We start from the raw sequence: 12,679 nt of genomic DNA, 5'->3' as shown, positions 1-12,679 counted from the left end.
CTGTAAAAGGCGAGCTTGCTGTGCTTCTGGCTCTCTCGCTGCGCTCGTTCACTTGTTGAGCCTTTCGACGACCTTGAGCAGGGCGGAGTGGTCGAGCGAGCCGTGGCCCTGCGCCCTGGCCGCGGCCACGAGCTGGGCGACCTGCCCGGTGAGCGGCAGGCTGATCCCGGCCTCGCGGGCTGCGGCGACGGCGATGCCCATGTCCTTGTGATGCAGGTCGATGCGGAATCCGGGGGTGAACTCGCGCTTGACCATGGTGTGCCGCTTGAGCTCCAGGATTCTGGAGCCGGCCAGGCCGCCGGCGAGCACGTCGAGCCCGGCCGCCGGGTCCACGCCGGACGCCTCCAGCAGCACGATCGCCTCCGACACCAGCCCGTAGATGCCCCCGACGACGAGCTGGTTGGCGGCCTTCACGGTCTGCCCGGCGCCGGCCGGGCCGACGTGCACGACGGTCGTGCCGAGCGTCGACAGGATCGGCCGGGCCGCCTCGACGTGCTCGGGCTCGCCGCCGACCATGATCGAGAGGGTGCCGCCGATCGCACCGCGCTCGCCGCCGCTGACCGGGGCGTCCACGGCCCGTACGCCGACGGCCGCCGCCTGCCGCGCCACCCACCGAGAGGTCTCCGGCTTGATCGTGCTCATGTCGATGTAGAGGAGGTTGGGGCGGGCGTACTCGATGACGAGCGGCGCGACCTCCTCGACCTGCGGCGAGTCGGGCAGCATGGTGATCACGACGTCCGCGCCGCCGACCGTCTCGACCACGCTCGACGCGCCCTTGCCGCCCAGGCCGGCGAGCTGGTCGAGGCGCTCGGCGCTCACGTCATATCCGGTCACGACATGTCCGGCTTTAAGGAGGTTGGCCGCCATCGGGCTGCCCATGATCCCCAAGCCGACGAACCCGATGTTCATCCGTCCCTCCAGTCGAACGCGCCCGGCCCCTCGTGCCGGTACTCCAGGCCGACGTGACCCCGATAGCCCGCGGCCTCCAGCCGCGCCAAGATCTCCGGGTACGGCATCCGCCCGCTCCCCGGCCGGCCCCTGCCGGGGTCGTCGGCGATCTGCACGTGGCCGAACCGTGCGCAGTGCCGGTCGATGAGCGCGAGCACGTCCTCGCCCATCCGGTGCAGGTGGTAGAGGTCGGCCAGGAAGGCCACGTTCTCCCGGTCCACCTCGTCGATCAGCTCGAACGCCGCCTGCGACGACGTGATCGGATATTTCGGGTTCTCGTGGGAATTGAGCGCCTCGACCACCACGGTCGCGCCGATGCCGGCCGCCGCGTCCGCCGCCCTGCGGAGGTTCGCCACGGCCAGGTCCCTGTCGGTGTCCGGGCCGTTGCCGTACAGGGCGTTGAGCACCCCGCAGCCCAGCTCGCCGGCCAGCCGCACGGCGGCGTCGATGCCGGCCTGGAACCGGGCGGAGCCGTCCGGCCTGGCCAGCAGGCCGCGCTCGCCCGCGGCCATGTCGCCGGCGTCGAAGTTCAGCCCGACGAGCCGCACCCCGGCGTCCTCGATGGCCTCGCGGAGAGCCGCCAGCTCCGTGCCGGTCGGGTCCGGGCCGTCGAACGGCCACCACAACTCGACGGCGTCGAATCCATTCTTTGCCGCTGCGGCAGGGCGCTCCCCCAACGGCAGGTCGGTGAAGAGTATGGACAGGTTGACATCGAATCTCACGAGCCACCTGCCAACGCTGAGCGCATGAGACGGGCCGTCTCCGACGGGGTCCGCCCGACCCGCACCCCGACCGCCTCCAGGGCCTCCTTCTTGGCCTGCGCGGTGCCGGAGGAGCCGGACACGATCGCGCCCGCGTGCCCCATGGTCTTGCCCTCCGGCGCGGTGAAGCCGGCGACGTAGGCCACCACGGGCTTGGTGACGTGGCCGGCGATGTAGGCCGCCGCCCGTTCCTCGGCGTCGCCGCCGATCTCACCGATCATCACGATGGCGTCGGTGCCCGGGTCGTCCTGGAACGCCCGCAGGCAGTCGATGTGGGTGGTCCCGACGACGGGGTCGCCGCCGATGCCGACGGCGGTGGAGAAGCCGAGGTCGCGGAGCTCGTACATGAGCTGGTAGGTGAGCGTGCCGGACTTGGAGACCAGGCCGATGCGGCCGGCCGAGGTGATGTCGGCGGGGATGATCCCGGCCGAGGACTGCCCGGGGCTGATCAGGCCGGGGCAGTTGGGGCCGATGATCCGGGTACGTCCGTTCGCGAGGGCGCGGAACCGTACCGCGTCGTGCACCGGGACGCCCTCAGTGATCACCACGCACAGCGGCACACCCGCCGCCACCGCCTCCTCCACGGCGCCTCCGGTGAACCGCGGCGGCACGAACACCACCGACACGTCCGCCCCGGTCTCGGCCATCGCCTCGGCCACGGATCCGAACACCGGCACCGTCCGCTCGCCGAAGTCCACCGACCGCCCGCCCTTGCCCGGGGTCACCCCGGCCACGACGTCGGTGCCGGCGGCCAGCATGCGGGCCGTGTGCCTGGTGCCCTCCGCGCCCGTCATGCCCTGCACGAGCACCCGGCTGTCCTTGGTCAGAAAGATCGCCATCTCACGCACCTGCCGCGAGTCTGGCCGCCGTCTCGGCGGCGCCGTCCATGGTGGAGACCTGACGGACGGCCGGGTGCCGGGCCTCGCTGAGAATGCGCCGCCCCACTTCCGCGTTGTTGCCGTCCAGCCGTACGACGATGGGCCGGGCGTGGCCGCGCTCGCCCAGGAGCTCGAGTGCGGTCACGATGCCGTTGGCGACGGCGTCGCAGGCGGTGATGCCGCCGAAGACGTTGACCAGCACCGAGCGCACGTCCGGATCGGCCAGGATGATCTCCAGCCCGTCGGCCATGACCTGGGCGGACGCGCCGCCACCGATGTCCAGGAAGTTCGCGGGCGCGGCCCCGGCCCCGGCCACCACGTCGAGGGTGCTCATGACCAGGCCCGCGCCGTTGCCGATGACACCGACCCGGCCGTCGAGCTTGACGTAGTTCAGCCCCTTGGCCCTGGCCCGGTCTTCCAAGCTGTCCGCAGGTTCGGCGTACTCCCAGGCGTGCCGGAAGAACGCGTTGTCGTCGAGGGTCACCTTGCCGTCGAGCGCCACGATGCGCTGATCGGTCGTGCAGATCAGCGGGTTGACCTCGACCAGCAGCGCGTCCTCTTCGACCAGCACCTCCCACAGCCGCTCCAGCGCGCCGGCCGCCTGCTCCGGCAGGCCTGCCTTGCTCGCCAGCAGCCGCGCGGTGTCCGCGTCAACGCCCGTCACCGGGTCGATCGGCAGTTTCACGATGGCGTCGGGGTCGGTCGCCGCCAGCTCCTCGATCTCCATGCCGCCCTGCCCTGACACCATCGCCAGGAAGCCGCCTTCGGCGCGGTCCACCAGGAAGGCCGCGTAATACTCCTCGAAGGGCACGGTCGCCGCCTCGACCAGCACGCGGCGGGCTACGTGGCCCTTGATGTCCATCCCGAGCACGCGGGCGGCCTCCTGCTCGGCCGAGACCGGCCCCGCCGCCGGTCTGATCCCGCCTGCTTTGCCCCGTCCACCGGTCTTCACCTGGGCTTTGATGACAACGGGCGTGTTCAGCTCGGCCGCGATCGCGCCGGCCTCGGCCGGGGTGGCCGCTACTTTGCCTGCCGGGATCGGGATCCCGTGACGCCCGAAGAGCTCCTTCGCCTGGTACTCGTACAGGTCCATTCGAGCCTCCTTTGTCTACGGTATACCGTATGGAGTATTCTCCGTCTAGGGTCTCGACAGGGCTCGGGCTTTGTGGATATTCCATACAGTATGGAGAATGCAATCAAGGACTGGCGGGGGCGGGCGTACCTTCCTGGGCCCGTTCCGGCCGACCGCACCCGCATGTTCTGGCTCGCCTGGGGCGCCATGGCGGCCATCAGCCCGCTCCAGTACGGCTACGCCGCGCTTCTCGCCCAGCAGGCCGCCGGGTTGACCCTCCTGGCCGTCTGGATCGCCTGCCAGGCCGCAGGCGCGTTGCCCGCGCTCCACCTGGTCCGGCGGGGCCGCCTCGACGTCCGCACGGCGCTGGCCGCCGGAGCCGTGCTGAGCGGCGTCGGCCTGGCCGCCGCCGCACTCCCGGGCGGCGGCATGTCGTCCCTGCTCACAGGCGGCGGGCCGGCGGCCCTCGTCGGTTACGCATTGCTCGGCGGGCTGGGCGCGGGCCTGGTCTACGGGGTGTGCGGTGAGGTGATCTCCTCCTGGTACCCGGAGCGGCCCGCCGCCCGGGTCGGGCTCATCACCGGCGCCTTCGGGTACGGCGCGGTGCCACTGGTGGTGTGGGCGGGGATCGCCCCTGGAGCGACGTCCGCCGCCTTCGTGGTCGCCGCGGTCGTCGCGGTGGCCGTCATCGGCGCCGCGGCGCGGCATCTGCGGCCGGCCCCGGCGTTGTGGTGGCCCGACGACGTGGACCCGCGCACGCACGCCCTGGACGCGGCCCGGCTGCGCGTCACTCCGGAGGCGGCCAAGCAGTTCCTGCTGCCCCAGGCGTTGCGCACGCGGACGTTGCCGGCGCTCGCCCTCATCCTGACGTGCGCGGGCGCGGTGTCGGTGTTCGACGTGATCGTGGTGGCCGGCACGGGGTCGTGGGCCGCGGTGGCTCTGCTGGTGGCGCTGAACGGCACGAGCCGGTCGCTGGCGATGCGGTGCTCGGAGCTCTTCGGCCGCCGGCGGGTGCTCGCCGCCGTCTTGGGCGCCCTCGCCCTCGGCCAGGTCCTGCTGGCCGCCGCCGCGATGCGCGCCGGACCGGTCCCCGCGGGCGCGGCCATGACATCAGCCGGCCACGGAGCGGGGGCGACGGCCGAGAGCGGGGCAGGCGGCGGGGTGCTGCTGTGGCTGGGCGTCGTCGCGGCCGGGGTGGGCGGCGGGGCGTTCTACCCGCTGCTCGCCAGCCTGGTGCGCGAGTTCTTCGGGGTCGAGCGGGCGGGCGAGATCCACGCGGTGGTCTACAGCGCCAAGGCCCTCGCCGGGCTCGGCGCCGTGGCACTGGCGCTGCTCGCCCTCAGCATGCCCGTGGCCGCCCTGCTGACCGCCGCCGCGCTGGCCGCGCTGCCGGCCCTGGCCACCCCGCGCCTGCGTATTCCTGGCCTGCCCGCCACGATCCCCTTGTGACGAGGTTCACCAGCCGGGGTCACCCAGCGAACGGTATGCTGTAGGCAGTCGACGAAAAACCGTTAAACCACGCAGCCCCTGGAGACGTGACCATGTTGCTGTCGGATCAGGCCGGTCAGACGGCGGCCACCAAGATTCAGCGTCCCGCCACGCTCCGGGAGAGCGTCATCGAGGCCATACAGGAGCTCATCGTCTCCGGCCAGCTCAAGCCCGGCCAGCACCTGGTCGAGAGTGAGCTGGCCGCTCTCCTCGGCGTGTCCAGGCAGCCGGTTCGCGAGGCGCTGCAGCAGCTCAGCGGTGAGGGCTGGGTCGACCTGCACCCCGGCCAGGGCGCGTTCGTGCATGTACCCACGGTAGAGGAAGCCGATCAGCTGCTCGCCGTGCGTGCGCTGCTGGAGACCGAATCCGCGAGGCTGGCGGCGAAGAACGCCGGCGAGGACGGCGTGCAGCGGCTGCGTGCCCTGTGCGCGCGCGGCATCGCGGCGGTGCGGTCCGACGACGTGGACGGCGCCGTGGCCACCAACTCGGAGCTGCACGCCCTGGTGACCGCGCTGTCCGGCAACAAGGTGCTGGCCGAGCTGGCCAGCCAGGTGGCCAGGCGGGTGCGGTGGTATCACACGCCGGTGGCCCGCCAGCGTGGCATGGCCTCGTGGGAGGAGCACACGGCGTTGATCGACGCCATCGAGGCCGGCGACGAGCACCGCGCCGCGAAGATCATGCGCGAGCACACCGAGCACACCCGCGTCTCCTACATGGAGCAGCGGGAGAACGAGCCGGTCCAGCCCGCCCCGAAGCCGGTGCGCCGCCGCCGTTCGCGCGCCCAGCAGGCGGGATGACGGCGGGTTGATCTGGCGTTCACAAGAATCGACATGCTCCGAAACACCTCGGGTAGAGGGTGGAGCTACATGGATAGGAGGTGCATGACCGTGAAGGCGTTCATTCGCTTTCTCCTTGGTGATCCCCCGGGCCAGGCAGCAGACGGCCGGGCGATCGGCATCGGCCTGAGCGCAGCGCTCAGAAAGCACTACTCGGCCGACGACGCAGAGCGTTACCTGCGGCAGTGGGCCGCCGAGCACGACGTGCGCAAGACGCCGAAGCGCTGAGCCGCGGCAGGGGCCGCACCAGCCCCCCACCGCGGCGTGGTCAGCGATCTGCGGAAACGGACTCCTTCTTCTTGGCATCGCGTGCCGACTTCATCAGGCTCAGCACCGTGGTGACGGCGAGAGTGCCGACGATGACGCCGAGAGACACCAGGATCGGGATCTCCGGAGCCCATGACAGGCCGTCGTGGTGCAGCGCCTCCAGGATGAGCTTCACCCCGATGAAGGCCAGCACCACCGACAACCCCTTGCTCAGGTAGACGAGCCGATCCAGCAGGCCGCCGATGAGGAAGAAGAGTTGCCGCAGCCCCATCAGGGCGAAGGCGTTGGCGGTGAACACCAGGTAGGGCTCCTTGGTGAGGCCGAAGATGGCCGGGATGGAGTCGAGCGCGAACAGCAGGTCCGTGGTCCCGATGGCGACCATCACGATCAGCATCGGGGTCACCATCCTTCGGCCGAGGTGCACGGTCAGCTTCGCGCCGTGGTAGGTGTCCGTGGTCGGGAGCACCCGCCGCACCGTGCGCAGGGCGATGTTCTCGGAGAACTCCGCCTCTTCCTCCTCGTGGCCGATCAGCTTCCACGCGGTGTAGACGAGGAAGGCGCCGAACACGTAGAACAGCCAGTCGAACCTGGCGACCGCCTCGGCCCCGGCCGCGATGAACGCGCCCCGCATGACCAGCGCCAGGACGATGCCGATGAGCAGCACCTTCTGGCGATACTGCCGGGGCACGCGGAACCGGCTCATGATCAGCAGGAAGACGAACAGGTTGTCCACGCTGAGCGAATACTCGGTGATCCAGCCGGCGAAGAACTCCCCGCCGTGCCCCGGTCCCGAGACCACCAGCAGGCCGATGCCGAACGCGACGGCCAGGCCGACGTAGAACGACACCCAGCCCACGCATTCCTTGAAGGACGGCTCGCGCGGGTTGCGGGCCACCAGCCAGAAGTCGAGCGCCAGGATGAGACCGAATCCGCCGATCGTGGCCATCCAGACCCAGACGGGCAGGTTCAACGCTTTGCTCCCTTCCTCGCCCGCAGGGCCTGGGCGTACTGCACGTAGAGGCCGAGCAGCGCCTCAGCGCGCGGGTTGGCGCCCGCGCGGCGCAGCAGCCAGTGCGGCATGAGCCGTTCGTGCATCCAGACGAAGCCGATGGCGAATCCGAGTGCCACCATCGCCTGGTAGGCGAGGAAGCCGAAGACGCCGTCGGCCATGCCGATCCCGGCCACGCTCTCCTGGAGCAGCCGGGACAGGGGGAAGGCCGCCATCCAGTACAGGCCGGCGGGCCCGAAGGTCCCCGGCCGGAACACGCCGTGCCCGAGCAGCACGCCGTACAGCCCGCCGAAGACGGCGAGCGGCACGGCGAGCGCCAGTGCGGACAGCGTGGCCAGACCAGTGGGCACCCCCGCGAACAGGGTCAGCCCACCGGCCATGGCACCGGCGACGGCTCCGATGGACGCCCCTGGCAGGGCGAGCTCGATGCTGTGCCGTCCGTCCATCAGCCCACGACCACGCCGAAGGCGAACAGGCTGTAGAACAGCATGCCGAGGTAGAACACCGCGCCGAACCCGATGATCACGTTGGTCCACCACTTGGGCCTGATCGGTTTGGGCAACATGCGGTTGTTCACCAGGAGCAGCGTCACGCAGTACGCGCCCATCGCGAACGTCGACAGGAACGCCAGCGTGTCCAGGATCCCGCTGGGCCCGTCAGCCGGCCCGAAGAGCAGGATCAGGATGCCGAATATGATCACGCCCCAGAGGAAGCCCGCGTACAAGTGCGACATACGCAGCTTCTTCGCCCCTGGCACGAAGTTGTAGGTCATATCGGCCTGGCCCCGCGAGAAGGAGTCGAAGAGCCCCAGCGTCGCGTTCAGGCCGATCAGCGCGATGAACCCGAGGAAGACCGTGCCGAGCACGGAGCTGCCTGCCGAGGAGACGGCGTCGGCCATGGCGGTGAGCGCCACCTCCCGGTCGTCACCCTGGATGACCTCTCGCACGCCCGGGTTCTGCCGCGCCGCCGCCTGCGCGATCACCGTGAAGGAGATCGTGACCAGCATGGTGATGCCCCAGAACAGCAGCAACGCGTCGAACGTGACCCAGCGCCGCCAGCCCTTCCACTTGGCCATCTCGGCCGGGTCCTCGGTGTCGAACATGAAGCCGCGCGAGGGCATGGCCTCTTGCTCGCCCGCGTGCCGCAGCCCGCGCACCTTGGGCATGTGCGCGCCCATGCCGGCCCCGGAGTCACGCAGGTGCAGCGTGTACCACATCTGCTGCATGCCCGAAGGACCGGCGAACGCGCACGCCCCCACGATCACCGGGAACCAGGCGGCCGACATGGCCTCCGGCGGCAGGTAGCCGATGGCGAACATCCCGGTGATCGTGTTGGCCACGTCGCCCCAGGAGCCGACCATGGCCGCCACCACCGCGGTGCCGAGCACCAGTGCGCCGATGAGCAGCGACAACACGTTCTCGAGCACGTTGTAGATCACCTTGGCCAGGCTGAAGACCACGCCGACCAGGATGAGTCCGATGACCGCGGTCACCACCCAGGGGATCCCGGTTATCTCCTCGAACGCCGCCGCGCCCGCCGACAGGTGTCCCGGCCAGATGTAGACGGCGATCGCGACGATGAAGAAGAACCACATCAGCGGTTTGAACACCCGGGCCGCGCCGGAGAAGATGCTCTCCCCCGTGGCCATGGCGTAGCGCGCCATCTCCAGCATGACCACGGCCTGCAGGGTCACGCCGATCAGGAACAACCATCTGATCTCGGGCCCGAACAGCAGCACCAGCCTGGGCCACATGTACGACTCGCCCATGCCCACGCCCAGCGCGACGAGGAAGACCGTCGGCCCGAGAATGTGCACCGACGGTGGTGCGTCGGGGAGCTTCCTGATGGGCATCGGCTCGAGCCGGCCCGCTTTCCATACTCGTTCATCCTCAACCGGCGGCGTGGCAGTCGCCGGCGGTGTGTTCGATGTGTCCACCTACGGACCTCCTGGGGGGTTGTTACTTCCTCGTGCGCCCCGAATTAGCCCCCTTTTGCCTGATCAGCTGCGCTAACGGTCGCGACCGCTTCGGGACTCGTTGGCTTCGCTCTCTCGCCCCGAGCTCCATCGCTCCACGCTTGGCTCTAGCGCAGCAATCCGGCAGCCCTGGCCCAGCGGTACTTGGCACCGAGGACCGCAACGGGCTTCTCCGTCGTGTACGGGTACGCGACCACGCCATGCTCGAACAGGTACTCGCAGGCCTCCTCAACTTCGGTGTCGCCGGCCAGCGACGCCACGACCGGCTTGACGTTGCCCTTTTCCTTCTCCTCCGCCACCACCCGGGCGATCAGTTCGGCGAAGACCATCGGCGGCGTCACGATCGTGTGCCAGTAGCCCAGGACCAGCGCGTGGATGCGCTCGTCGGCCAGACCCAGGCGGACCGTGTTCTCGTACGTCGAGGGCGGCTCGCCGCCGGTGATGTCGATGGGATTGCCCGCCGCGCCGAACGGCGGGATGTAGGCGCGGAAGGCGGTGTCCAGGTCGGGCGGGATCTCCATGAGCGTCAGCCCGGCGTCCACGATGGCGTCCGACAGCAGCACGCCCGAGCCGCCCGCCCCGGTGATGATGACGACGTTCTCGCCCTTCGGCGCCGGCAGGACGGGCAGCGCGCGGGCGTACTCGAGCATGTCGTTGAGCCCGGGTGCGCGCACCACGCCGGCCTGGCGGAGGATGTCGTCGTACACCTTGTCGTCGCCGGCCAGTGCGCCCGTGTGGGATCCGGCCGCCCGCGCGCCCATCGCGGTGCGTCCGGCCTTGAGCACGATGACCGGCTTCTCCTTGACCACGCGGCGGGCGGCATCGACGAAGCCGCGCCCGTCCTTGAGGTCCTCCAGGTGCATGGCGACGGCCTTGGTGTTGTCGTCCTGCTCGAAGAACGTCAGCAGGTCGTCCTCGTCCACGTCGGCCTTGTTGCCGACGCCGACGATGGCCGAGACGCCCATCTTGGTGGTGCGGCTGAAGCCCAGGATGGCCATGCCGATGCCGCCGCTCTGCGAGGTCAGCGCCACGCTGCCCCGGACGTCGTACGGGGTGCAGAACGTCGCGCAGAGGTTCTCCGGCGTGTAGTAGTAGCCGTAGATGTTCGGGCCGAGCATGCGCACGCCGTGCCGTTTGGCGATCTCCACGATCTCCTTCTGGCCCTCGACGTTCCCGGTCTCGGCGAAGCCGGACGGGATCATGACCGCGCCGGCCACGCCCTTCTTCCCCACCTCCTCAAGCGCCGCCGCCACGAACTTGGCCGGGATGGCGAAGACGGCCACGTCCACGTCGCCCGGCACATCGGAGATGCTCTTGTACGCGGGCAGCCCCATGATCTCGTCGGCCTTGGGGTTGATCGGGAAGATCTGCCCCTTGTAGCCGCCGTTGATGAGGTTGCGCATGACCGAGTTGCCGATCTTGCCGTTCTCGGCGGAGGCGCCGATCACGGCGACCGAGCGCGGCTTGAAGATCCGCGTCATCTGCCGCAGGATCTCCTCGCGCGGCAGCCGGGCGACCTCGGCCGGCTTCTCGCCGATGAGGATGCGCACGTCGGCGGCGACCGCGCCGTTCGCGTCGGCGAAGACCGGGTTGAGGTCCACCTCGGCGATCTCGGGGAAGTCGCTCACGAGCCTGCCGACGCGCTCGATGAGCCCCGCGAGTGCCTCCCGGTTCGCGGGCTGGGCACCACGGGCACCCCGCAGCACCTCCGCCGCTCTGATGTCGTCGAGCATCCCAAGGGCATCATCACCCGAAAGCGGGGCAAGCCGGAAGGTCACGTCCTTAAGTACTTCAACCAGGACACCGCCCAGGCCGAAGGCGACGACCTTGCCGAAGGTCGGGTCGGTGACGGCGCCGACGATGACCTCGTGGCCGCCACCGATCAGCTGCTGCACCTGGATGCCGTCGATTTTCGCGTCGGGGTTGTAGGCGCGCGCGTTGGCCAGGATCGTGTCGTAGCCCTGCCGCACCTCGTCGGCGGTCTTGAGCCCGACCAGCACGCCGCCGGCGTCCGTCTTGTGCAGGATGTCGGGCGAGACGATCTTCAGGACGACCGGCAGCCCGATCTTCTCCGCGATCTCCGCCGCCTCGGCCGCCGAGGTGGCCAGGCCTTCACCCGGGGTGGCGATGCCGTAGGCCTCACAGATCAGCCGTCCTTCGGGAGCCGTCAGGGCGGTGCGCCCTTCGGCGAGCGCCTTGTCGATGATGTCGCGCACCACTTAGATGACTCCGTTCGTCTTGAGTTCGGCAAGCTCGTCCGCGCTCACGCCGAGCTCGCCGAAAATCTCCAGGTTGTGCTCGCCGAGCAGGGGCGGGGTGCGGACCTCGACCGGCGAGTCCGACAGCTGCAGCGGGCTGCCGACCGTCACGAACTCGCCGCGCTCGGGATGGTCGACCGTCACGACGATGCCCTCGTCACGCAGCGACGCGTCCTCCACCAGCTCCTTGGTCGACAGGATCGGCCCGCACGGGATGTTCTCGGCGTTGAGCCGGTCGAGGACCGTCCACTTGTCGTGGCGGATCGTCCACTCCTCGATGAGCTGGAACATCTTGTCCAGCTTCGACAGCCGTGCCTCCGGCGTCGCCCACTCGGGGTCGTCGGCCAGCTCGGGGCGGCCGATGATGCTCGCGATCGGCTTCCAGCCGACCGGCTGGACGATCACGTAGATGTAGTCGTTCGGGCCGCCGGGCGCGCAGCGCACCGCCCAGCCCGGCTGGCCGCCGCCGCTGGCGTTGCCGGAGCGGGGCACCTCGTCGCCGAAGGTCTTGTTCGGGTATTCACGCAGCGGCCCGTGCGCGAGGCGCTGCTGGTCGCGGAGCTTCACGCGGCACAGGTTCAGCACGGCGTGCTGCATGGCCACCTGCACCCGCTGCCCGCGGCCGGTCTGCTCGCGCTGGTAGAGGGCGGCCAGGATGCCGGCGACCGCGTGGATGCCGGTGCCGGAGTCGCCGATCTGCGCGCCGGTGGCCAGCGGCGGGCCCTCCTCGAAGCCGGTGGTGCTCATCGAGCCGCCCATCGCCTGGGCGATCACCTCGTACGCCTTGAACTTGGCGTACCGGCCGTGGCCGAAGCCCTTGATCGAGGCGTAGATGAGGCGGGGGTTCAGTTCCTGGAGGCGCTCCCAGGGGAAGCCCATGCGGTCCACCGCACCGGGGCCGAAGTTCTCCACCAGGATGTCGGCGCTCTTCACCAGGTCGGTGAAGATCTCCTTGCCGCGCTCGCTCTTCATGTTGAGCGTGATGCTGCGCTTGTTGCAGTTGAGCATCGTGAAGTAGAGGCTGTCGACGCCGGGCACGTCACGCAGCTGCTGCCGGGTGATGTCGCCGGTCGGCGCCTCCAGCTTGACCACGTCCGCGCCCAGCCAGGCGAGCAGCTGGGTGGCGGACGGGCCGGACTGGACGTGGGTCATGTCGAGGACGCGGACACCTTCGAGTGCCTTCATGT

12 protein-coding genes are annotated in these 12,679 nt (G+C 70.0%); 3 read left to right on the top strand and 9 right to left on the bottom strand.

The window, feature by feature from the left end:
- Window positions 1–48: 48 nt before the first annotated feature.
- The 4 genes from EDD27_RS02890 to sucC are packed head-to-tail and all read right to left on the bottom strand — an operon-like array spanning window position 49 to window position 3,680.
- Window positions 49–909, bottom strand: a complete 861-nt coding sequence (locus EDD27_RS02890) for a 2-hydroxy-3-oxopropionate reductase (protein WP_127930944.1) — start codon at window positions 907–909, stop codon at window positions 49–51.
- Window positions 906–1,670, bottom strand: coding sequence for a hydroxypyruvate isomerase family protein (locus EDD27_RS02885; RefSeq protein WP_127930943.1), 765 nt, complete (start codon window positions 1,668–1,670; stop codon window positions 906–908). The genes EDD27_RS02890 and EDD27_RS02885 overlap by 4 nt, the downstream gene beginning before the upstream one ends.
- Complete coding sequence (gene sucD / locus EDD27_RS02880; protein ID WP_127930942.1) at window positions 1,667–2,548, bottom strand: succinate--CoA ligase subunit alpha; 882 nt, start codon at window positions 2,546–2,548, stop codon at window positions 1,667–1,669. The genes EDD27_RS02885 and sucD overlap by 4 nt, the downstream gene beginning before the upstream one ends.
- Before the next feature lies 1 nt (window position 2,549).
- Window positions 2,550–3,680, bottom strand: a complete 1,131-nt coding sequence (gene sucC / locus EDD27_RS02875) for an ADP-forming succinate--CoA ligase subunit beta (RefSeq protein WP_127930941.1) — start codon at window positions 3,678–3,680, stop codon at window positions 2,550–2,552.
- A gap of 90 nt (window positions 3,681–3,770) precedes the next feature.
- On the opposite strand from sucC, the gene EDD27_RS02870 reads away from it, so the two are divergent.
- From EDD27_RS02870 to EDD27_RS02860, 3 genes are all read left to right on the top strand, one after another.
- Window positions 3,771–5,108: an MFS transporter gene (locus EDD27_RS02870; RefSeq protein ID WP_127930940.1), complete on the top strand. Its 1,338-nt coding sequence runs from the start codon at window positions 3,771–3,773 to the stop codon at window positions 5,106–5,108.
- A gap of 92 nt (window positions 5,109–5,200) precedes the next feature.
- Entirely contained in the window at window positions 5,201–5,944 is a 744-nt protein-coding gene (locus EDD27_RS02865) for a GntR family transcriptional regulator (RefSeq protein ID WP_127940450.1), read from the top strand.
- An 84-nt stretch (window positions 5,945–6,028) separates the two neighbouring features.
- Entirely contained in the window at window positions 6,029–6,211 is a 183-nt protein-coding gene (locus EDD27_RS02860) for a hypothetical protein (RefSeq protein WP_127930939.1), read from the top strand.
- Between the two features lie 40 nt (window positions 6,212–6,251).
- Here the strand turns inward: EDD27_RS02860 and EDD27_RS02855 are convergent, their stop codons facing one another.
- From EDD27_RS02855 to frc, 5 genes are all read right to left on the bottom strand, one after another.
- Window positions 6,252–7,220, bottom strand: coding sequence for a TerC family protein (locus EDD27_RS02855; RefSeq protein WP_127930938.1), 969 nt, complete (start codon window positions 7,218–7,220; stop codon window positions 6,252–6,254).
- Complete coding sequence (locus EDD27_RS02850) at window positions 7,217–7,705, bottom strand: hypothetical protein (protein ID WP_127930937.1); 489 nt, start codon at window positions 7,703–7,705, stop codon at window positions 7,217–7,219. The genes EDD27_RS02855 and EDD27_RS02850 overlap by 4 nt, the downstream gene beginning before the upstream one ends.
- On the bottom strand, window positions 7,705–9,111 hold the full coding sequence (locus EDD27_RS02845) for an Nramp family divalent metal transporter (RefSeq protein WP_127930936.1): 1,407 nt from the start codon (window positions 9,109–9,111) through the stop codon (window positions 7,705–7,707). The genes EDD27_RS02850 and EDD27_RS02845 overlap by 1 nt, the downstream gene beginning before the upstream one ends.
- 230 nt (window positions 9,112–9,341) lie before the next feature.
- Window positions 9,342–11,450, bottom strand: a complete 2,109-nt coding sequence (locus EDD27_RS02840) for an acetate--CoA ligase family protein (RefSeq protein WP_241563832.1) — start codon at window positions 11,448–11,450, stop codon at window positions 9,342–9,344.
- A 3-nt stretch (window positions 11,451–11,453) separates the two neighbouring features.
- Window positions 11,454–12,677, bottom strand: coding sequence for a formyl-CoA transferase (gene frc, locus EDD27_RS02835; RefSeq protein WP_127930934.1), 1,224 nt, complete (start codon window positions 12,675–12,677; stop codon window positions 11,454–11,456).
- Window positions 12,678–12,679 lie beyond the last annotated feature (2 nt).

The organism is Nonomuraea polychroma (assembly GCF_004011505.1).
Lineage (GTDB): Bacteria > Actinomycetota > Actinomycetes > Streptosporangiales > Streptosporangiaceae > Nonomuraea > Nonomuraea polychroma.
This window is presented reverse-complemented; position numbering and strand designations above follow the sequence as displayed.